The following is a 21,351-nucleotide window of genomic DNA, read 5'->3' as shown; positions in this document are numbered from 1 at the left end:
CTAATTTTTTGTTCTCTATATGAAGATTATTGAATCCAAGGACTTCCAAGTTATTGGTCAAAAGAATACTTGTCCAACTTCTATCTATTAAGTAATACAGTTTTCCAAACATCTTCCCTAACAGGAGAGAACACTTTACTTAAGTTCAGAATGTCTTTCCTTTGACAAAGGAAATCTTTTTCATTAAACATAGACAAAATTATATCACGCATATTCCCCTCGAAACAACTTCTAATTTCTACCTCGGTAAACGAGTCAAGAGGATCAAGATCTATAGCATGTTCTGAATAGTATTTCACAACTTTTTTCCCAGCCAATAAAGCTTCCAATCCTGATGTAGACGATGAATATATGACAAGCCCAGCTTCAGCCAATACTTCATTCATAGGACTTTTTGACACTCTGAAATTATCAGGTAACTCCTCTAATAAATCCTGTAAGGTCTTCATTGGTGTATCAGGATGAAACTTTAACAGAAATTCAAAGTCTTGGGCCGAGAATTCATTACAATAATCGATTAAAACCAATAGAATTTCTTCCGTCAGGACTCTTGAAGATGGAAAAATGATCAATACCTTTTTGTACATAGTGTCAATATCATCATCTGTCGCTTTCAAATTGTGCAACGCTTCATATCTTAATGCTCCACCATTGATTACATTTACTCTTTTTGCATATCCCGCTTCTATCAAAACATTTTGATAATGCTCACCGTTTGCAACAATATAGTCAGGAAGAGGCATTATTTCGCCTTCCTTTTCCGTAAAGAAATAATTTAGCAATAGCTGAGGTATTGTAGAGTGCTGGTATCCCACCAACCGAGTATTCAAGGAATGTTTTTTACATGCAATACACATGAGTTTTTCCCACGGATGATTTTCAAAAGTATATATGAAACTGATTTTTCTATCGCCAATACTCTTTGCCCAGTTAACAAACGCATAGTATGTCAATTTGTTAGTGAAAAACGAGACATTGGAAAACTCGTAAAAAATCTCTCTTAACAACAGAGAACTCTGTCCAGAAAATTTTAGTAACGCAAAACAAGTGATCATAATGGTTGAAAAAACACTCTTGATAAGATCAGTCACACCAACATAGCTATCTAGAATTATAAACTTTCCGCTTTCTATACATTTCTTTCTTATATCTGATCTTATATGTAAAGGTGTAAGATTTGTAAACCTGATGTCGGCATCATTCAAAATATCACTCAATCGTCCGAAATAAGGGTTGACTATTTCATTCTGCTTAAAAAACCTATCTTCTACCCAAGAGTATATAAATACATCAATATCTGACGGGATTTTGTTGTTAGTTTTCTTATTGAATAATTTGTTTTTTAGCATACCAAAGCATATGTCTAGTCCAGAATATACTCCCAATAGAGCTAATCTGAAAGCACTGGGTAAACGGCTCCGCTTACCGATAAACGTGTATTCCTTCCTGTAGTTGCTCGCTAAGTATTTATAAAACCACACATCCTCAATGATGAAAACCAAATTATCAGATGAGTGCTTTTTAGACATATCCTTAATAACCGCTTCAAAGCAATAGAGCTTAAATAAATCCCCCTGAAGGGGACTTTTGCTTGCAAAATTCAAAGCCCACCAATTAAGCATGTTTTTTTTGTTAAACCCAATATCGGTTACAAATTCCATAAAGCTATCTTTAATTCTATATGCCTCGCTCTGTAGAAGTTCTCCTATCAAAAGACGGCTATCATCCCCTAGCAAGGCAGCAGTTTCCTTTTTTCCTTTTACATCACTACCAAGGTATGTCCATAAATATTTCTCTCCATTGAGCATCAATGATGCTTTTTTAACATCCCTATAAAACACAATGAGGTTGTCTCTCAATAGTCTCACCCCACTTTGACTGATTTCTTAATTATTCTTGGCTACTAAAAAATTCATTGGGTACAATCTTTCATAATTTATTTCGAGCTATCAATTCTAAATGAAGAACATATTACATCCTTAGCCCATTTCTTATTAACAGAATCTTTAAAGCTAATCCATCCTCCTGCCGCTTCAACCAGAGCAATCCCCGCGGCAACATCCCAAAACATGATATTCTCTTCTATATATGTATCTGCATATCCACACGCTACATATGCAAGTGACAACGCAGCAGTTCCTAGCATTCTGATTTTTTTGAATGACTTAATCTGAGATATAGAGCTCATAAGAGAGTCTTGTCCAAAATCCCTATTGACAGGAAACCCTGTTACTAAAACAGCCGCTTCTTCCTTCTGAATTTGTGATACTGATATCATCTTATCATTACACCATGCACCGACACCTACTATACCCGTATATATCTCACCTGTATTAAAATTATTTATGACACCCAGAATTGGCCTTTTCCCTTTCCAGAGAGCAATAGATACACAGCATAATGGGATATTCCTACTATAATTGAATGTACCATCTAAAGGATCTATAATCCAAACAGGCTCATCTCCATCAATTTTTCCATGTTCTCCGCTTTCCTCAGCCAAAACCGGGTATCTGCTATTGCTTGTAAGCGTTTGTATAATCATACTCTCCGCTTCTCTGTCTGCTCCTAATTTTATATCCTTCCCATACTCACTGATAATATCCAAACAACCGTTTTGTAATTCCTTAAGCTTATCTCCTGCTGCTTTTGCAGCACAAACAGCCATTTCCAGTTCAGCCTGCCACTCCACTACCTTACCCCCAAATCTCTAAGCAAGTTCTTTACTGCTTCTGTTTCCATCGAAAGACGGCACTCCCGAGTATATGTGCTGACATGGGGAGTAAGCAAGACCTGTTCATACCTGCAAAGCACTCCTTTGTAAGGTTCTTCCCAGAAGGCATCAAACCAAGCACCACTGACCCTTTCCTCATCCAATGCACGAACAAGGGCATTTTCATCTACCAACTCACCGCGTGCCGAATTCAGCAGAATTACACCCTCTTTCATCAGTTCAAACTCCCTGTGTCCCAGTAAGACATCAGTACCGCTTGCATGAATTGAAATCAATTGAGCCTCATTCAATCCCTCTTCCAGTGACACCAACCTTTCATTATTGCAAAGCATCTCTGGTTTTACAGCTGGATCAACTACAAGTATATCTGCACCAAAAACTTGAAACAATTCACCCGTGCGTCTTCCGATGCGGCCATACCCGATAATCAAAACCTTCGCACCGTCTAGACTACTACTTATGTGTTTTTCCCACCTGCCTTGGTGTAATAATGAGTTTTCAACCGTTAGCTTACGGCATAATGCCAATGCAGCAGTCAGGGTCATCTCAGCTACAGCTTTAGTAGGCCCGTCAGGTGTATTTGATACTTTGATACCACGTTCTTTTGCTTCCACTATGTCAACATTTGTCATACCTATACCAATTCTGGCAATAGCCTTTAGTTCAGGTGATGCTGAAAGGACATTTTTATTCAAGGGTTCCAACCCTGCAAGTAAGCCGTCCACACCCCTAAGATGCTGAATTGTCTCCTCTTCTGTCAGACGGCGTCCATATGTATTATTTCTGACTTCCACTCCTGAATCTATTAACAGTCTCAATGGAGTATCATCCTCTACAGCGAAGGAAGACGCTCCTATCGCAACCACAAGCTTCATAAATGACCCTTCCTTTCAATCCCAAAATTTACGACAAAAGCCCACTATATCACTTTTCTTACCTTACCTTCATCTTGTTTTGAAACCACATAGCTAATAGGTGGTTAATAACCAAATGGATGTCTTCTACAGGTCCATACTCACCTTTCGGAGTGTCTACATGGACCACTATGTCACTGATTTCTTTAAGCTTTCCTCCATCAAAACCAGTAAGTCCTATTACCTTACCATTTCTTTGCTTTACCCACTCCGCCGCATTTATTATGTTAGGCGAGTTTCCACTTGCAGAAATTCCTATAAGGATATCGCCTTCTTTATAATATATCTTAAGTTGATTCACAAACACATTATCATAACTGTCATCATTAGATATAGCCATTATCAAGGGAATATTATCAGTCAGTGACATAGCACGGAAAGGAACTTCAATACCTGCTTTTTTTAACACATCCATCCCTAAGTCGTTTACCATATGTGAAGCAGTTGCCGCGGAGCCTCCATTCCCGACAATGAATATATTATTCTGACTTTTATGGCACCTATCCATTTCGTCTATAAACGCTGTTATTTCATCTAAATCTAGTTTCCTAAGTAGATTTGCCAGATAATCAAGATATCCAGCTGCAAACTCTTTTGCATTTGAACTTTCTGCAAAAAGGCGTTCCATATTATTCATTAAAGCATCTCCTTTCATATATAAAGCCTACGAACACTAACAAATCATTTAATATTAAAGCGTGAACACCATTCTGAATCTGCTCCATAAATCTCATAAATCAGCTTCATTGTATCAAGGGCATCAGCACTGTTACCAGATTTCAATTCAATTCCCTTTAGTATAGCATCTGCAAATTCGTTTACTTCATCCCTCCAGGAATTATCCTCAAGATATGTAGTAACCTGCTCCCGCGTTGCTCCCACATCCGATTCGTCTCTCTTGCCTAATATCAGCATCTCCTGCCCATAGCTTTTTGAACCTGACAGGATTCCCCTCAGTTCAATAAACCCTTCAGTAAGGCTGATTTCTAAAGAAAACTTATGTTGCCATTGAGTAGCTGTGGAATGAAGCATTGCTATCCGTCCCAATCTATCACGCATTAACGCATATGCATTATCCTCAACATCATGTTTCCAATAACTATTTGATATATAGCTTTTCACTTCAACAAACTCTCCACAGAAGAGCCTCATAAGGTCAACCATGTGAATGCCTTGATCAAGAAGTATTCCACCACCTGAATACTTTCTTTCAGCACGCCATCCACCTGAAAATGGGATTATCTTACTTTTGCCATATACACCACGTAAGCTGACTATTTCGCCCAGCTCACCTGACTTAATAATTCGTATGGCCTCCTTGACGGATTCGTGATACCGGTGATTGAACCCATATTTAAGTACGAGTCCTTTGTTCTTTTTTTCAGCTTCCACAACCTTTTCTATATCAGCTACATCACGGCCCGGAGGCTTTTCACAGAATATATGCATGCCCCTTTCAAGACCAGCAATAGTTACCTCCGCAGCAAGATAGTTCGGTAAGCTTACAAAGACTGCATCTAAATCCTCTTTAAGAATCTCATTGTAATCATTGTAACACCTAATCCCATCAGCCATTACACAAGGTTCACTGAAATTCTGATCACAAACTGCCACAGTCTTCATGTTAGGATGCTGATCTATATAATGACGACGTCGTTTTCCTACCACTCCATAACCCACAATCCCGACTCTAAGGTTATCATTGGATTTCATTAATGTGTCACCCCGGTTTCATCTAATGTAGTTTTTAACAAGCTTGTCCTTTGCCATGAGTTTTTCTGCTCTTTCCAAATCCTCAGGCGTATCGACACCTATAGATTGGAACTCAGTCAAAACCATTCGGATCTTATACCCATGTTCAATAGCTCTTAACATATCCACTGATTCAACAATCTCCAAAGGAGTCGGTGTCAATGCAGTGAATTTCTGTAAGAAATCTTTTCTAAATGCAATAATACCAAGTTGCTTATATTTCTTATAGCTCATTCCTTTTGCTTTACTTGCAGAAGGTATAGGTTCCCTGGAAAAATAAACCGCATTACCTGACAGGTCATAAACTGTTTTCACTACATTTGAACTGACGAAATCCTGTTCTTCATGAATCTCTGCCATCAGGTTCGTACAATATACACCCTTATCATCAATCAAAGGCTTTAAAAGAGGTTCAAACATTTCGGGCATTACCAGAGGCTCATCACCTTGCACATTTACAATTATATCAGCGTCTATATCAAGAGCAGCTTCAGCGACCCTATCAGTGCACCGCTCATGCGTATCAGCTGTCATTACAGACTTTCCGCCAAAATTAACGACAGCCTCATAAATTTCTTTATCACATGTTGCTACAAAAACATCATCAATCAACGAACACATGGCAACCCTTCTACGGACATGCTCAATCATCGGTAATCCGGAGATATTTGCCAGAGGCTTGCCTGGAAATCTAGTTGCACTCATTCTTGCGGGTACAACAGCAACTATTTTCATATAAAATCACCTTCCAATTCTTATTCTACCTTTTCCTTGCTAATATCCTCATGTGAGAACTGAATCTGTTATTTTTTATCCATTCCTGCAATTCCTTCTTAGCTTCAGGAGTAGCTTTTTTTGCTACCAGTTTCCAAAATCTATCTTCTTTTTCATCCCTTATACTAATTGCATCTTCTACTATATTCCAGTCTAGCTGCCCGGGGGTTTCCGCCTCTAATACCTCAAATCCGACAGATTCAAGCAGACTACTGAGTGAATCAGGATTAAAAAAGTTGATATGTGCAGGAGGATAGATACTTTTTGAATCTTTCCAAAGAACCTGAATATCAAAGCCTTCTCCGTTAAGAGTACTCATCCAGAGCCACCCCCCCGGCTTTAACAGTCTATGTACTTTTGACAGAAACTCTGCTGGATCTGACAGATGCTCCATCAATTCAAAGGCTGTCAGGAAATCAAAGTAATCATCATATCCTTTTAAATCTTCTAACATTGAACACTCGGTTTGGAATCCTTGCTTCCGGCAAATCTCCGCCTGCTCACTAGATGGCTCTATCGCTGTATAGCTGGAGCTAGGCCAAAGCTTCCGTAATTCATCCAAGAAAATACCAAACCCGGCTCCGATATCTCCTATTCTCCACTGTGGATCCTCACCGAAGCGTTGAGCAAAGTACTCCGCCCTTGGTCGGAAAATTTTCTCTCTTCTGGCTTCCGCAACAGGCATAAAAAACTCATTGACCCAATATGAAGTAGAAACCGACTTAGAATAGAATTCATTGAGCTTATCCAGCGAAGGTCTTGTCTTTGCATATAAGGTATTGCAGCTGTCACATGTCACGTATTTGAAAGAGCTCTTTTCAAATTGGCTAGAATAGCTTTCATTCACACATGCAGGACACCTACCTATATAAAAGCTTTCTGAATCGCTAAAATATTTTTCACAATCTTCCTTGACCAGTCTTAAATATGTCTCATGTGCTTCCTTTTTACGAATATCATTTTCTTTCATATATCAAGCCTCCGCAAATCTATTTCCATCTATTTCTTTCAATGCCCTTCTGCAGGAATCTCCAATATATATAAAGTCTACTCCATATGCAATAAAAGAGTAACCATCTTTTATCTTTTGATTGACCGATTCCTTTTGCGGAAAAACTACATGGAATCCGGAGGTTGCATTCATTTTTTCCGAAATCCTTTTTATCTCATTAAGAGCTTCGATCATTTTGGGATGTGTAAAATCTCCTGGAATACCAAGTGAACCCGAAAGATCATATGGCCCCACCATAAAAGCATCAATTCCTGGAGTTCTCAATATTCCCTCCAGGTTTTCTACTGCATTTATATGCTCTATCTGCACTACCAGTACACTGTCATTTTCTACCCATTTTCTGTAGTCATCAAATCCATAACCATATTTTTGTGCCCTGGATAAGCCTACCCCACGTTTTCCAACAGGTGGATACCTCATAGCACTGACTGCCGCCTCAGCTTCCTCCTTTGAGTTGACCATTGGGACGATTATACCATGGGCACCTGCATCCATGACCCTCTTTATGATAGTAGGATCATTCTCCCCAATTCTAACTAAAGGAACAACATCTGACAATTCAATCACCCTGATGAGCTCCTGGGCTTGACTGATTGATATGGCGCTATGTTCCAAGTCAATCGTCAGCCACTCAAATCCAGACTGGGCCATTATTTCTGCAACATTCGGATGCCCTATACTGATCCATGAACCTATAGTAAGTTCTTTCTTTTGGAGTTTTTGTTTCAGATTTATCATAATATACCTCTCTCTATGGTAAATTTCGAATTACTTTTGCAGGTACTCCACCAGCTATGACATTTGGAGGTATGTCTCCAGTTACAACGCTACCTGCTGCAATAATTGAATTTTCCCCTATTGTTACCCCTTTAAGTATGATACACTGTGTTGCTATCCAAACATTATTACCAATTCTTACATCCCTATCTTCTTCCAAAGCAGGATTCTCCATTCTTGTTTCAGGTGGCCATAAAGCATGAAAATCTGAATCCATTATTGTAACATTAGGTGCCAACCTTGTATTCCTACCTATATAGATGCATCTTGTCCTAGCTGTAATAGACGTTCCGTTAATTCCTGCATCATCTTCAATAATAATTTGTGCTGTATCAGAATATGTCTTTAGCCTCACTGGTGCATATATTGAGCTAGCAGTGCATCTTGGAGAAGATGATAAGAACATTACATTATTACCTACACTTATTTTACTTCCTACCGCCCTTATTATATGTATTGGTCCATAACATTTGATACCTCTTCCATATTCCACTCCAAACATGAATGCTTTTAGCCTAAAAACAAAGGTGCCAAAAAAAACAGACAAAAAGTCTTGTCCCTTTATATATAAAGCACATATGCGATCGTATAAGAACTTTTTGTTGTTTTTTTCTCTTTGTACTTTCTTAAATACATTGAATGTCATCAGGAGTACCTCTACATTATTATTATCAAACTTGTTATACATATTTCATATCATATCTTTTTTAGTTCTCGCAGCCATTGATTTAAAGCAGAGTCAGATACTAAAACATATTTTTTGCAGAAATTAATTATAACCTCCTGCCTTTCATTATCATTCCACCATTCTTCCACATTGGGGTATATTCTATTTATAGCCACCGCCGCCTCTTCTGGTGTATAATATAAAATTCCCATCCTTCGTAATTCGCTATAATCTACTTCTGCTTCACTATTAAGCACAAACATTTCCGGATCCCAGAACAAAATTGTTGGTTTATTCGCAGAAAGTGCCTCCAGAAACGTTGTAGATAAATGGTCGCAAACATAAATACGGCATTGGGTCATGCTCTCTAAAAAACTAATACTATCATAACTTTCTATAAGATGTCCGTATTTCAGTTCCTTCCATTTCATGTCATAATCTCTTCCGAACATTTCACCGTGGAGACGTATACGGATTCTTTCTCGTATATTTGAAGAAATTGTACAAACAAATCTTTTCTGCCAGTTTTCATAATTATCCGAAAAACTTTTTGGTTCCTGAAACCTTACTAAATATCTTGTTATAGAAGTTGTTGTATATAGAATACCTTCAAAATTATTATGTGCTTCAATTTTATTCCTGTCAACAAGTTTAGGTGCTGGCATAGGTACTATGTTTGCAGTATTAGTAAATCTATCCCATCCCCACGAATAGAACCTATCTGATATTTTTGTTTCATGCCTGTCAAAGAAAAAAAACTCTTCAACGCCATAATTACCCCCATGTTGGGCACCTAAAAGATGCACGCCTCTTTCGGTTAGCATCCCAGCCCATTGCTTGAAAGTCTCATCAAAATACCAGCCATAAACTGTAAATAATGCTTTAATATTTAGCGGATAATTTTTTTCAACTCCCCTTTTTATTTCGTTATATCCCTCAATAAAGCATTTTGGTATGTCATTAGCTATTACTGTTGATAAAAATATTTCAAACTCATTATTAGAATTAATATTAAAAAAATTCTTTACCACTAACCTACTTTCTTGGTTCACTGGCATAAAACCAATCTTTTTCGAATTATTAAACTCAAATGGCAATATTTTTCCACATGACCCTATTGTCATTTTTAGAATATTATTTCTTCTAAAATTGGATAGTGTCATTAAGATAGAGTTTTTGTTGCTGACTAATCTAACAATAGATTTAAGCACCTCATTGATTTTATCACTAAACTTCTTTTTTAGAGTGATTGGACCAGAATACCCTATCTGTTCTGGAGTAATATCAAGATACTTCTTTTCAAATTTAATGTTAAAGAAAGTCATTATTTTAGTATAAAATTGAAGATTGTAAGGATCATCATTAATTAATGAAATAAATTCAATTGTATCTTCCGGTACAAAAAAAGATTCTTCCTTTAATCCCATTGTTTCAAACTGACCGTAATCAGTCATGATCATTTTTATAGACAAAAATCTGTCATACGTACTGCTTAAGTAATGGTAGAGCCACGGGCCAAGCAATATCCTCCAATACCTGTTGCTATAATTTACACCATGTAAAGTGTTTAGGCTATTTCCTAGTGAATCCAATACTCTTTCATATAAATCAAGTATATAGTAAAATGCTTCTCTATGCTTATTTACATCTTCCCACATATTAGTAACAACCTTATGATCAAGGTTTTCCCAACCTTCTTTTCTACTATGCCGCATACACCACTCGCCAAGAAAAATTATGGGTTTTGATTTGTCCCAAAAATCTTCTAAAGCTGTAGTAGCAACAAAATATGTAGTAGCTTCATCTTTCAGATTCTTCAATTCAATTCCCTCCATAACCTTTTCCACACACAAATAGTTACTCAATAATATATAAATTCTCCCTCAAGTAATTAACTTGTATGTAATTAGAAATAGTATTTCTAATACAGTATTGTGTCAATCCTTCAATCTAGATATATACTTAGTTATAAGTATATTCGAGAATGACTTAACATCCTTTTTGCTTAGTCCCACTATTTCAGGTATTAAATACACTAATACAAGTACAATTACAGTGTATATTACCCCTTCAACTATAAAGCTAGCAAAAGTATTTTCTTTTAGTCCTAAAAGTATATCTCCTATAATAGCTGAAACTAATCCTATACCAATGAAAAAACTAACACTAATAAGTTGATGTAGCACATATTTCCAAAACTTTAACTTTAACAATTTTGCATTAAAGTATAGCTGTACATTTACCCCGAGAAACTGCATAAGAACCATCTTTGCAGCCAAGCCTACTGCTCCAGTATCTAGACCCATTATGCTTTTTGGCGCAATTAATATATATGTAATCGGTAGACCGACAACCATGAGAGTTATTCCAATATTTCTATATGTCTTCGTTTTATCAGCTGCATAAAAAATGCTGCCGCTCATCTGCCCATAAGTCTGATGAATCGGGTAAAAAGCCATTATTATAACCGGTAAAAGTGCACCTTTATAAGAAGTCCCCCCAAGTATATAAATTACTTTTTCGGCTTGTACAGCTGTAAAACATGCAAAAAAAGCCGTAACTGAATACATAAGTGGAATAAACCGTCGAAACAATCTTGCCATACCGCTAAAATCTTTATTAGCATATGCAATAGAAAATTCTCTTGTTAATAACGGCGTCATTGCACCCGTAAAAGCAAAACATATTGAGCTTAACTGATACGAAAGTCCAAAAAAACCCTGTTGAACACTTCCTGCAAAACTTTGAAGCATCCACCTATCTAAAATAGAGAATAATACCCCAAAAAAAGAATAAATAAAAAGAGGATGGCAGTAAGTATAAAACTCATATGTATATTCTTTAATATCTTGTATTGATGCCTTCCAGTGTCCTTTAAATATATTATTGTCCTTGTTAATTATTCTTGCTAATAAAAAAATCAATAAAAGCATTGATAAATAATAACACAAAAAGTAATTAGTAAGATTTAAAACACCAAGGTAGAAAAAGAGCATAATTACTACAGCATTAAATATTTTTTGTGCTATCCGAGCTCGCTCAGTTGAAACCGTGAGACCAAATGCATCCCCTATACTATTTATTATTTGAAGAGCCCAATTTATTATTGCATACCCTGCAGCGAGATAAATAAATTTCAATGCCTGATCTGGCCACAATTTCTCATAAATCGTTGTTAGATGAGTCATAAGAACAAATACAAAGATTAAAAAAAATACTATCCCAACAAAATACAGGTAATAGTAAACTAATCCTTTTTCCTTTGGCCTTTTTGATAATTTTGTATAAAACCCTATTGAAGAGCCCATGTCAAAGAAACTGACTATTTGCGATAAATTACTTGTTAAGAAGTTAAAATCACCAAAATTCTTAGGTCCAAGACCCCTCAAAACTATACCCTGTGAAAAAAGGCTTATACAGAAACCTGCAATATTTGTAAGCAGCTTATATAAATACCTTTTTTTTAATGAATCAGTTTTTTCCATTATATTACCTTCACTTATATTATAATCTATATAAACCCTTTGAATTGAACAAATTTTAGACCGCTTCAAAAAACAGAACAGCTAGCGATAGTTCCAAATCCCCTTTTAGGCTTATGCATTTTAGTTCACCGAGTTGCTTTAGAACACATTACAACAATACATTAATATACTTTCTAAAGACTTCAACTATCCGCTCTGTTCCATAACCATCTATCAATCCTATTGCTCTTTTACACAATTCAAGTCTATGGCTATAGTTCTCAGATAGTTGCTTTATCTTTTTTGTTATGATATCTTTTTTCATTTCATTATACCATCCTAAATCAATTACATATCCAGCCTCATCCATCTTTTTTACTATGAACTCCTGATTATTTGCAAGGATAATTGCCGTAGTTGGAGTCCCGCAAGCACATAATTCATAAAGAGTACTTCCACCTGATGATATTGCTATATCTGAATCGAGCATAATTTTGGCCATACTTTTCACATTTTCATGTAGGATTAAATTACTATATCTTCCAACCATTTTTATTATTTCCTCTTTATTTGTAAACGCATTACCAACAATAATATTAAAAGTAATATTGTTAAAGTAACTATCTTCCATTAAATCCTCTACTATCTTACAGGTAAGATTGTACGGATCAGCTCCTCCCGTAGTTATCATTATCTTATTTATCTTTCTATTAATACTTCTTAAAGGAATATTTTTAAACTCATTTCTTATTAAATTGTATTTAGGCCCTAGCAGCATAATCTCATCATTATAGTATTTGGTATAATTCATATATTCTCCTGTAATATTTCCATTTATAAGAATATTAACAGGGTATGTAAACTTATTAATATCATCAATATATGAAAGTATCTTTACAAATTTTTTTATTAGCAGTAAATACTCATGTGTTACGTTATAACTGTCTACAACCAATATATCAATACAGTTTTCATTAATGCACTTTATTATTTCTCCTGCTTCTTTTTCCAAAGATAACATATCTCCATAATGGAATCCTTGTTCATGCTCTACAGCACTAAATGTGCTTTCTAAGCGGAAAATTTCAAATTTTTCATTAATTATCCGATCAATTCCTTCTTGATATTTACTGAGAAAAATTACATCAAAACCTTGCTTTCTAAATTCGCTGGCTAATGAAAGGCATCTTATAATATGCCCCATTCCCATTTGCGGTCCACCATCCGCCCTAAAGGCTACTTTAATCATTTATATCATCCTTGAAATTAAAACTTTCATTTTCTCTTATTCTAACAAATTGGTTTTTATCACTTATTATGTCGTACTTGGTAATCTTCAAATTATTACCCACAGATTTCACTAAAATATGATTATCCCGAACCTCTAGAACCTTCCCATTTTTATACTCTCTATGTTTCTGATCCTGTTCTGCCAATTCTGCTTTCCAAATGATAACCTTAAACCCGTTATAATAAGTATAAGAACCTGGATAAGGTTCAGAGGTAGCCCTAATTAAGTTATATATTTGTATTGCTGGCTTATCCCAGTTTATCTGACCATCCTTAGGCGTTCTTTTTGAACAATAGCACCCACTAGATATATCTTGTTTTATAGGAACAACTGTACCTTTAATAATTTTCTCAACACTATCTTTAACTATATATGAATATACTTTCTTTACTTTTCCTAGAATATCTTCTATATAATCATTCTCTTCAATATCTATACTAACCTGAACTATTATATCGCCTGTATCAATACCTTTATTTATATAGTGTACTGTAACACCGGTTTCCTTTTCACCATTAATAATTGCCCAATTAAGAGGTGCTCTACCCCTATATTTAGGAAGTAATGAAGCATGTGTGTTTATACACCCTTTTATTGGGATACTAATAATTTCTTCTTTTAATATTTGATCGAAATTAACTACTACAATTAATTCTGGTGACATTTTCCTTACCGTCACTACAAAGTCTGTATTATTAATATTCTTTTCTTTAAAAACCAGTATACTATGCTTTTGGGCAACCTCATCTACACCCTTATACCACTCATCTGTGGTATCGGTTATAACAACACCAATAATGTTTTTGTTACTTTTAATGAGACTTTCGAGAGCAATTTTTCCAAGCTCATGTCCACCCATAAATAAAATTCTAATAACAACCATCTCCTACCTTATACTATTCAACCATTTTCCAGTTCAAAGGAGTGCCTCTGTCAATATCTCTGGATGCACGCTCTCCCAATACTTCTTCATAGTATTTTGGCTCAAGACCATTTCCAGGCCTAATAACTCTTATATTTTGTTCTGTAAAACACTCACCCTTTTTTATATTTTCAACAACAAATATAGATTTTCTGAAGATTCTACTAGATGCTTCACGTTCAGATATTTCATAGCTGATTTCCCCAATAGCCTTTTCAACATTTCTAATATCTCCAACCATTTTTTTAAATTGATCAGGTTCCATCGAAAATGAAACATCAGGGTTATCAATTTCCTTACTTAAGCAAAAGTGTTTTTCAATCACTTTAGCACCTAATGCCACTGCTGCTATTGAACTTACCGAACCGTACGAATGATCGGATAACCCTACCGGTACATCAAAGGAATCACTTAAATGCTTTAAAGTCAATAGATTCATATCAACTGGTATAGCCGGATAAGAACTTGAACATTTTAACAGGCAAATTTTATCATTACCCTGGGATTCCATAGTTTTAACTGCCATTTCTATTTCCCCGAGGCTAGCCATGCCTGTTGAAAGAATAATAGGTTTTCCTTTAGACGCAACGTATTTTATCAAAGGTATATCAACTAATTCAAACGACGCAATCTTATAAAATTTCACGTCTATACTTTCTAAGAAGTCTACCGCTGTCTTGTCAAATGGGGTGGACAGGAAATCTATTCCTATCTTATCTGCCTCTTTCTTTAAATCGCTCTGCCATTCCCACGGAGTATATGCCTTCTTATATAGATTGTATAGATTCTCGCCCTTCCATGTCCCTTCTTTTATTTGGAAGTAGTCGTTGTTACAATCAATTGTTAAAGTATCCGGTGTATATGTTTGAATTTTAATGCAGTCTGCTCCTGATTCTTTTGCGGCATAAATTATCTCCATCGCATTGTTTATATCTCCAGCATGGTTTGCCGACATCTCTGCAATTATATAACAGGGATTACCTTCCCCTATGGTTCTATATCCGATATTAATAGATTTTGGCATATCTTATACCTTTCATTGCAAATATTAATACATTTTACACTTATCTAGAATTTCTCTTAAATATGGGATTAACCTTTCCCCCATGTAAAATTCCATCTAAAGAATCGTTCTCTCTTGCCCTTCTAATATCTAGAATGGCACTTTCTGTAGCCTCTAAATATTTGGCAACTTCCCTTTCCGTATGTGATAAACAAATATTATTTACTCCAACTGTCAATATTCCCATATCTATCATTCTCTGCTGGTAAACCGAGTTTATATCTAGATAATCTAATGAGCCTATTCCTTCAAACACTACTCCCCCGTGAGGAGGTAGCCCTGTCAATTTTACAGCCTCACTAACATCATACTTCTCTACAAGAGTCTGGATTCCATTTAGCATCATTTTTCCAAGCTTCCAAATATATTCATAAGTTCCGGGTTGCTCAAGAACTTTAATTGTTTCCAAAGCACCAGATAATGATAACGCCTCTCCACCAAAAGTAGTAGAAATAAACACTCCCTTAGTGCCTATTAGTTCCATAATCTCCTTTTTGCCTGCTAATACAGAAATCGGAAGGCCATTACCCATACCTTTACCAAAAGCAGCCATGTCAGGCACTACATTATAAAGCTCTGATGCACCGCCTAGAGCATATCTGAATCCCGAGACTACCTCATCAAAAACCAAAATCGCACCATTTGAGTGAACAAGTTCCTTTAATACTTGCAAATAACCTTCTTCTGCACCATTTCCTTGAATAGGCTCTAAGATAACAGCCGCTACCTGATTAGGGTACTTATTAAAAACTTCCTTCAGAGAATCAATGTTATTATATTCAAAAGTCTTAGTTAATTCACATACTTGCTTAGGAACGCCCCTATTATTAACAGTTGAACCTATATACCAATCGTGCATTCCATGATAGCCGCATACAGCTACTATATCTCTATTCGTATAAGCTCTTGCCAACCTTATAGCAGCAGTTGTAGCATCTGAACCGTTCTTTACAAATCTGACCATCTCTGCGCAAGGAATTATCTCTGTTAACTTTTCTGCAAGTTCTAGTTCAACCCTTGACGACATAGAAAAAGAAATTCCCTTTTCTAATTGAGCAATAATGGCTTTATTTACACGAGCATCATTATAACCTATAATAACAGGTCCTAATGCACAGATGAAATCAATATATTTATTTCCATCAATATCCCATACATAACACCCCTCACCTTTTTCAATAAAAGATGGGGAGTTTCCTTCACAAAAATACCTGTAACTCTTACTGTAAGTTTGTGCCCCTAATGGTGTAACCCTTTTTGCTCTTTCGAGTAGAATGTTACTATTGCTGTAATTTCTTGACATAACTTCATCTCCTCGTAATTTATAAACTAGTCCAATTACGCGGGTCTATAAGTGCTATATCGGTTACCTTTAGTTGCTCTAGCTCGTGTAACTGGTTATTAATCTTAGATCCCTGGATGATATCTATATTCCTTTGTAGCTCACTAACTGAATTTATTCCAAGTATAGTAGTTGATATAAAATCTTTACTATTAACAAATTGTAATACTAACTCGTCAACTCCTAGTTCTAGCTCCTTTGCAAGGGTATTAAGCTTGTTTTTATATTCTCCTAATTGAAATAATTCCTTGGGCAAAGAATCTTCCCTGCAAGTGATTACGCCCTTAAGAAAAGCAGATCTGCTAATAATACCAATTTTAAACTCTTTAAATGTATCAACTAAGTCATCAAATCTTCTATCAAAAACGTTATAAGGTATTTGAAAAAAATCAATATATTGTCTATACTCATTTACTAATTTTATTGTCTCTTTAGTCTCGTAAACAGATATGCCAAAACTATCTATTAGATTTTCTGACTTCAGGTTTGAAATTGCATGCCAAAAATATTCGGAATTAGTTATATAGCTGTCAGCTTGGTGTAATTGTAACAAATTTAGTTTGTCCAGCTTTAAATTGCTTAATGATAATTCTACGGAACTGTAGATAATGTTTTTAATGCTTTCCTTATTTTCTACATCCTGAGGACTTATTTTTGCAAGTTTAGTTGCAATAATAAAGTCATTATCATTTTGCGAAACATAATTACCTATTTTTTCTTCACTATCCCCATAGCTGCTTGCCGTATCAATAAAATTAATTCCCTGCTTTTTAGCACAAGAAAGAATTTCATTCACACTGTCTTGATCCAACTTTTTATTAAATCCATAGTCAAGACCAAACTGAACTGTCCCCAAGCCAATTTCTGAAAGATAGTAATTTGTCTTTCCTAATCTCTTTTTTCTCATAGCTAGTTTCTCCAAAATATAAGCTTTTACTTTTTAAGTCCTGTAGGTGTGTAAATTGCCCTGAAGAGTTTAGCATCTTCGATGTACTTTAATGGAGTATAAAGCCTATCTCCAACACTTATTTGTTTTATAAAATCTTCCCCACTTTCCGTACTAACACTCTTTATTATAAGTGTTCCATCTTCTGTTGCAACAAATAGTGCACCAGCACTTATTCTATATACAATACCCTTTTGGAAAGGGTGGAATACTCCATCATTTGTTGAGCTAAAGCAGCTTTTGACCCTTACCTTTATACCGTTTATAAAAGTAGAAGCTCCCCTATATGGGTCATCAAATGCACATATAAATTGCTCAATATCCCTAAGTCTCCAACTCCAATCTATATATCCATGTAAATCAGTTGAAAGTCTAGGCCAGTATTCACTTAGGTATTCCTGTTGACTAAGCTTATGAAAATCCATTCCTGAGATAATTTCATTAAAAAATTCTTCCAAAAGAATATGATATTGCTTTATTGTGTAATTCTGGTAATCCACTGGTAATCTACAGGACGGTGGATAGAAATATTCCTTATACTTAATTATATCTCCGGTATCTACTCCAGGATCTATCTGGTGAATTATGCTATATCCAAGCCGCTCACTTCTAAGGATTCTCCATGAAAATCCTCCGCCACCTCTATCCTGTGGGAGTCTAGTTCCATGTAAATTTACTAATCGTCCCCCAAAGTGATTAATAAATTCAGTCCTAAATATCCAAGCTGCCCCCATTGAAATACCGATTGTACTATCAGTAATTCTGCTAATTACAGCATTATCATTGTTAACATTTGAGGAAACTACATAATTGATTCCTTTTTCAATTAAGAAGTTTTTAAGTGATAAGTGTGTCTCATCAACACATATAAGCTCTTCCGAGTGCCTTTCACTGGTTACAACTAAAACTTTAAAGCCTTCGTTTACCAGTTTTAATGCTAGTTCAGATAACAATTGTCCTCCCCCGAAAAGCATACACTGTGTTACTTTGCCAAAATTCATACATACCCTCCTCAAATCCTAACATCTATATCATGTGTAGATAGATAGTATCTGGCTTTTATTGGACTTTGGTCCGTAAAATGGAATATACTCCCAGCTGATACTGCAGCTGCCTTAGCCTTGTTAAACGCTGTTAATAAGTCCTCGAGTGTTCCGGCTCCTCCTGAAGCAATAATAGGCACATTAACACTTTCTGAAGCTTTCTGTATTAGCTCAATGTCATATCCTTGCATTGTGCCTTCTCTATCAATATTAGTCAATAGTATTTCACCAGCACCAAGCTGTGTACACCTCTTAATATATTCCAGTGGCTCAACATCAGTTTGTGTTTGCCCCGAATCAATAAATACTTTTAAATTTCCATCTATAGTTTTTTTGTAATCCACACTGATAACTATACACTGGTCTCCAAACTTCTGCGCCGCATCCTTTATGAGCGATGGGTTTCTATATGCTTCGGAATTAATAGAAACCTTATCTGCACCAATCTCCAAAAAGTTTTTAATATCGCCTATGCTTTTAATACCGCCACCTACAGTCAGTGGCATAAAACACTCTGATGCAACATTGCGAATTATTTCATTAACCTTTTCCCTGCTCTCATATGTGGGACAAATATCTAAAAATACAAGCTCGTCCACCTTTTGGGCATTGTAAACTCTAGCAGCTGTTACTGGATTACCTACATCCCTGAAATTTGTAAAATTAGATCCCTTAACCATTCTTCCGTCTTTTAATAGTAAGGTTGGAATAATTCTTCTTTTTAGCAAATTCAGACCCTCCACTTAACAAAGTTCTCCAGTACAATTAGTCCATTCTTTTGGCTTTTTTCAGGATGAAACTGTGTAGCGAAAATATTGTCTTTGATTAAAGCTGCATTAAAATTCCCACCATAGTCGCAGGTTGCTAAAACTTCTTCTTTATTTTGTGCCTCAAAATGATAACTGTGTACAAAATAGAAAGCCCGCTCTTTTATTAGACCTTTAAATAGTGGGGTTTCTTTTTCAATATTTATGTCATTCCAGCCTACATGGGGAATTTTCAAGGACTGATCCTCAACTAGAAATCTCTGAACATTACCCTTTATCCACCCTAGACCCTCAAATATACCTTTTTCCGTACCGTAATCAGCCAAAACCTGCATTCCCAGACAAATCCCCATAAATGGCTTACCTTTTTCTACTACTTCTTCCATTAAAAGATCCTTTAACCCTAATTGTTTTAAGTTTTCTATACAATCACCAAATGCACCGACACCTGGAAGGATAATCCTATCAGCATTCTTTATTTCCGTCTCCTTATTTGTAATAACCGCTTCAACTCCTATATAGTCTAAAGCATTGAATACGGAAAACGTGTTGCCCATCCCATAATCAATTATTGCAATCATATTTAGGATTCTCCTTAATAAAATAGTTTGCAAAATCTACTTATTTCCCTTTAATCTATCCAACTCCGCCTTCAATATCTCATTTTCTGATTTTATATAATCATAGTCCTTAACTAGCTCTTTTAGCGAAAGTCCTTTTGTATTCTCCCTATACCATAATCTCTGATCCCAAACTTGATTTCCCTTCCCAAGCTTTTCCGGATTCACTCTATTGGGATGTACCATAAGGCTAACAGCAATTTCGTTAAATTCCTCCTCCGAAATACCTACATAGTCAAGAAAGACATCAAGACTAGCGGGCCGTTTCCCCTCATACTCTTTAATATATTTCATTGCTTCCTCACGGCTCATACGACCATTTCTAATATCTATACTTGTAAGATGAGAGACCCTAGAATATCCTCTTTTTATATACTTAAGATAATCTCTTACACCCTGCATTTGACATTCAATCTTTTCATATCCATATCCCGGTAATACCCCTTCAACTTCCTCTTCCTGCCATCCCAGTTCTTTTTTAATTAAATCAGATTGTTTCTTTACATCCCACGGAATATAACTTCCTAAGCAAAAAGATCTGTAATTTATAGACTTTAAATCTTTTAATTTGGGGTAAGTAAACGGCGTTAGATCTCTCATTGTTACCGTACCATCAAGCATTCCTACCATATCCTCAGCGGTAATACCAAGGTTAACAAAACGATTAAATCTTTCTTCATCAACCTCTTCAATGCCATCATCATATGAATAGTATGATGTATATTCTGCACTAGGTTCTCCCCATATAACAAGGGGAACCTTAAATTTTACTGCTATATGCATAGGGTATGCAAAAATACCGGTGTGACAGTGCCAGCAGAAATCCCCTTTTCTTTTAAGACTTTCAAGCAGCAATTTTTTTACAACCTTCCAATTAGGTGTGTACTTAAGAACATCTACCCCCAGCTTCCTAAAAGTTTTTAGCTTGTTTTCCTCTACCTGGGGCCTATAAAACCCATGATCAAAGGAAATTACCAAAGGTTTAAGTTTATACTTTTCAACAAGCTCATATAGAGTAAAGGTACTATCTTTTCCTCCACTAAAAGGAACTAAACAATCATAATCATTTTTCCCACGATACTCTTCGATTATTTCGATAAACTCCTTATGTCTTGCTTCCCAATCTATATTTTCCTTCTTATATTGGTGTTGTGAACAAATATTGCATACACCTACATTATCAAAAGTTATTGTTTCGTGAGTCTCAGGAATAGTACATTTTGAACACCTTTTTAATTCGTTCATATTCAATAATCCTCCACT

Annotated in this window: 20 protein-coding genes; all 20 read right to left on the bottom strand. The window is 35.7% G+C overall.

Annotation, left to right across the window (positions count from 1 at the left end; translation table 11 throughout):
• Nucleotides 1-80 precede the first annotated feature (80 nt).
• The 20 genes from N3I35_12105 to N3I35_12010 all read right to left on the bottom strand — a co-directional run bounded on the left by N3I35_12105 (nucleotide 81) and on the right by N3I35_12010 (nucleotide 21,333).
• The gene (locus tag N3I35_12105) at nucleotides 81-1,859 is read right to left on the bottom strand and encodes a hypothetical protein (GenBank protein ID MCX8130831.1); all 1,779 of its coding nucleotides are present in this window, start codon (nucleotides 1,857-1,859) and stop codon (nucleotides 81-83) included.
• A 77-nt stretch (nucleotides 1,860-1,936) separates the two neighbouring features.
• On the bottom strand, nucleotides 1,937-2,692 hold the full coding sequence (locus N3I35_12100) for an inositol monophosphatase (GenBank protein ID MCX8130830.1): 756 nt from the start codon (nucleotides 2,690-2,692) through the stop codon (nucleotides 1,937-1,939).
• Nucleotides 2,692-3,609, bottom strand: coding sequence for a hydroxyacid dehydrogenase (locus tag N3I35_12095; GenBank protein MCX8130829.1), 918 nt, complete (start codon nucleotides 3,607-3,609; stop codon nucleotides 2,692-2,694). Before N3I35_12095 ends, N3I35_12100 begins: the two co-directional genes overlap by 1 nt.
• Before the next feature lie 58 nt (nucleotides 3,610-3,667).
• Nucleotides 3,668-4,285 carry an SIS domain-containing protein gene (locus N3I35_12090; GenBank protein ID MCX8130828.1) on the bottom strand — a complete coding sequence of 206 codons (618 nt, stop codon included), beginning with the start codon at nucleotides 4,283-4,285 and terminating at the stop codon, nucleotides 3,668-3,670.
• Between the two features lie 44 nt (nucleotides 4,286-4,329).
• Nucleotides 4,330-5,361, bottom strand: coding sequence for a Gfo/Idh/MocA family oxidoreductase (locus N3I35_12085; GenBank protein ID MCX8130827.1), 1,032 nt, complete (start codon nucleotides 5,359-5,361; stop codon nucleotides 4,330-4,332).
• Between the two features lie 18 nt (nucleotides 5,362-5,379).
• The gene (gene kdsB / locus N3I35_12080; protein ID MCX8130826.1) at nucleotides 5,380-6,135 is read right to left on the bottom strand and encodes a 3-deoxy-manno-octulosonate cytidylyltransferase; all 756 of its coding nucleotides are present in this window, start codon (nucleotides 6,133-6,135) and stop codon (nucleotides 5,380-5,382) included.
• 25 nt (nucleotides 6,136-6,160) lie between these two features.
• On the bottom strand, nucleotides 6,161-7,144 hold the full coding sequence (locus N3I35_12075) for a class I SAM-dependent methyltransferase (GenBank protein MCX8130825.1): 984 nt from the start codon (nucleotides 7,142-7,144) through the stop codon (nucleotides 6,161-6,163).
• Nucleotides 7,145-7,147: 3 nt separating this feature from the next.
• Entirely contained in the window at nucleotides 7,148-7,924 is a 777-nt protein-coding gene (locus N3I35_12070; protein ID MCX8130824.1) for an aldolase/citrate lyase family protein, read from the bottom strand.
• A gap of 13 nt (nucleotides 7,925-7,937) precedes the next feature.
• Entirely contained in the window at nucleotides 7,938-8,609 is a 672-nt protein-coding gene (locus N3I35_12065) for an acyltransferase (protein MCX8130823.1), read from the bottom strand.
• A gap of 50 nt (nucleotides 8,610-8,659) precedes the next feature.
• On the bottom strand, nucleotides 8,660-10,450 hold the full coding sequence (locus N3I35_12060; protein ID MCX8130822.1) for an LIC12162 family protein: 1,791 nt from the start codon (nucleotides 10,448-10,450) through the stop codon (nucleotides 8,660-8,662).
• A gap of 117 nt (nucleotides 10,451-10,567) precedes the next feature.
• On the bottom strand, nucleotides 10,568-12,115 hold the full coding sequence (locus N3I35_12055) for an oligosaccharide flippase family protein (protein ID MCX8130821.1): 1,548 nt from the start codon (nucleotides 12,113-12,115) through the stop codon (nucleotides 10,568-10,570).
• Nucleotides 12,116-12,263: 148 nt separating this feature from the next.
• Nucleotides 12,264-13,343 carry a UDP-2,4-diacetamido-2,4,6-trideoxy-beta-L-altropyranose hydrolase gene (gene pseG, locus N3I35_12050; GenBank protein MCX8130820.1) on the bottom strand — a complete coding sequence of 360 codons (1,080 nt, stop codon included), beginning with the start codon at nucleotides 13,341-13,343 and terminating at the stop codon, nucleotides 12,264-12,266.
• Complete coding sequence (locus N3I35_12045) at nucleotides 13,336-14,268, bottom strand: methionyl-tRNA formyltransferase (protein ID MCX8130819.1); 933 nt, start codon at nucleotides 14,266-14,268, stop codon at nucleotides 13,336-13,338. Before N3I35_12045 ends, pseG begins: the two co-directional genes overlap by 8 nt.
• Before the next feature lie 13 nt (nucleotides 14,269-14,281).
• Nucleotides 14,282-15,331, bottom strand: coding sequence for a pseudaminic acid synthase (pseI, locus tag N3I35_12040; protein ID MCX8130818.1), 1,050 nt, complete (start codon nucleotides 15,329-15,331; stop codon nucleotides 14,282-14,284).
• Nucleotides 15,332-15,371: 40 nt separating this feature from the next.
• Nucleotides 15,372-16,673: an aminotransferase class III-fold pyridoxal phosphate-dependent enzyme gene (locus N3I35_12035; GenBank protein ID MCX8130817.1), complete on the bottom strand. Its 1,302-nt coding sequence runs from the start codon at nucleotides 16,671-16,673 to the stop codon at nucleotides 15,372-15,374.
• Nucleotides 16,674-16,692: 19 nt separating this feature from the next.
• Nucleotides 16,693-17,619 (bottom strand): aldo/keto reductase, encoded by a 927-nt coding sequence (locus N3I35_12030; GenBank protein ID MCX8130816.1) that lies wholly within the window; start codon nucleotides 17,617-17,619, stop codon nucleotides 16,693-16,695.
• Between the two features lie 26 nt (nucleotides 17,620-17,645).
• Complete coding sequence (locus N3I35_12025) at nucleotides 17,646-18,659, bottom strand: hypothetical protein (GenBank protein ID MCX8130815.1); 1,014 nt, start codon at nucleotides 18,657-18,659, stop codon at nucleotides 17,646-17,648.
• Nucleotides 18,660-18,670: 11 nt separating this feature from the next.
• Nucleotides 18,671-19,429, bottom strand: coding sequence for a glycosyl amidation-associated protein WbuZ (gene wbuZ / locus N3I35_12020; GenBank protein ID MCX8130814.1), 759 nt, complete (start codon nucleotides 19,427-19,429; stop codon nucleotides 18,671-18,673).
• 2 nt (nucleotides 19,430-19,431) lie between these two features.
• Nucleotides 19,432-20,049, bottom strand: a complete 618-nt coding sequence (gene hisH, locus N3I35_12015) for an imidazole glycerol phosphate synthase subunit HisH (protein ID MCX8130813.1) — start codon at nucleotides 20,047-20,049, stop codon at nucleotides 19,432-19,434.
• A gap of 36 nt (nucleotides 20,050-20,085) precedes the next feature.
• On the bottom strand, nucleotides 20,086-21,333 hold the full coding sequence (locus N3I35_12010) for an N-acetyl sugar amidotransferase (GenBank protein MCX8130812.1): 1,248 nt from the start codon (nucleotides 21,331-21,333) through the stop codon (nucleotides 20,086-20,088).
• Nucleotides 21,334-21,351: the final 18 nt, after the last annotated feature.

This window comes from Clostridia bacterium, assembly GCA_026414765.1.
Classification (GTDB): domain Bacteria; phylum Bacillota; class Clostridia; order Acetivibrionales; family DSM-27016; genus SKW86.
This window is presented reverse-complemented; position numbering and strand designations above follow the sequence as displayed.

Coding starts and splice junctions, on each gene's coding strand:
- N3I35_12095 (MCX8130829.1), bottom strand. CDS start 3,609: ATGAAGCTTGTGGTTGCGATAGGAGCGTCTTCCTTCGCTGTAGAGGAT.
- N3I35_12090 (MCX8130828.1), bottom strand. CDS start 4,285: ATGAATAATATGGAACGCCTTTTTGCAGAAAGTTCAAATGCAAAAGAG.
- N3I35_12085 (MCX8130827.1), bottom strand. CDS start 5,361: ATGAAATCCAATGATAACCTTAGAGTCGGGATTGTGGGTTATGGAGTG.
- kdsB (MCX8130826.1), bottom strand. CDS start 6,135: ATGAAAATAGTTGCTGTTGTACCCGCAAGAATGAGTGCAACTAGATTT.
- N3I35_12075 (MCX8130825.1), bottom strand. CDS start 7,144: ATGAAAGAAAATGATATTCGTAAAAAGGAAGCACATGAGACATATTTA.
- N3I35_12070 (MCX8130824.1), bottom strand. CDS start 7,924: ATGATAAATCTGAAACAAAAACTCCAAAAGAAAGAACTTACTATAGGT.
- N3I35_12065 (MCX8130823.1), bottom strand. CDS start 8,609: ATGACATTCAATGTATTTAAGAAAGTACAAAGAGAAAAAAACAACAAA.
- N3I35_12055 (MCX8130821.1), bottom strand. CDS start 12,115: ATGGAAAAAACTGATTCATTAAAAAAAAGGTATTTATATAAGCTGCTT.
- pseG (MCX8130820.1), bottom strand. CDS start 13,343: ATGATTAAAGTAGCCTTTAGGGCGGATGGTGGACCGCAAATGGGAATG.
- N3I35_12045 (MCX8130819.1), bottom strand. CDS start 14,268: ATGGTTGTTATTAGAATTTTATTTATGGGTGGACATGAGCTTGGAAAA.
- pseI (MCX8130818.1), bottom strand. CDS start 15,331: ATGCCAAAATCTATTAATATCGGATATAGAACCATAGGGGAAGGTAAT.
- N3I35_12035 (MCX8130817.1), bottom strand. CDS start 16,673: ATGTCAAGAAATTACAGCAATAGTAACATTCTACTCGAAAGAGCAAAA.
- N3I35_12030 (MCX8130816.1), bottom strand. CDS start 17,619: ATGAGAAAAAAGAGATTAGGAAAGACAAATTACTATCTTTCAGAAATT.
- N3I35_12025 (MCX8130815.1), bottom strand. CDS start 18,659: ATGAATTTTGGCAAAGTAACACAGTGTATGCTTTTCGGGGGAGGACAA.
- hisH (MCX8130813.1), bottom strand. CDS start 20,049: ATGATTGCAATAATTGATTATGGGATGGGCAACACGTTTTCCGTATTC.
- N3I35_12010 (MCX8130812.1), bottom strand. CDS start 21,333: ATGAACGAATTAAAAAGGTGTTCAAAATGTACTATTCCTGAGACTCAC.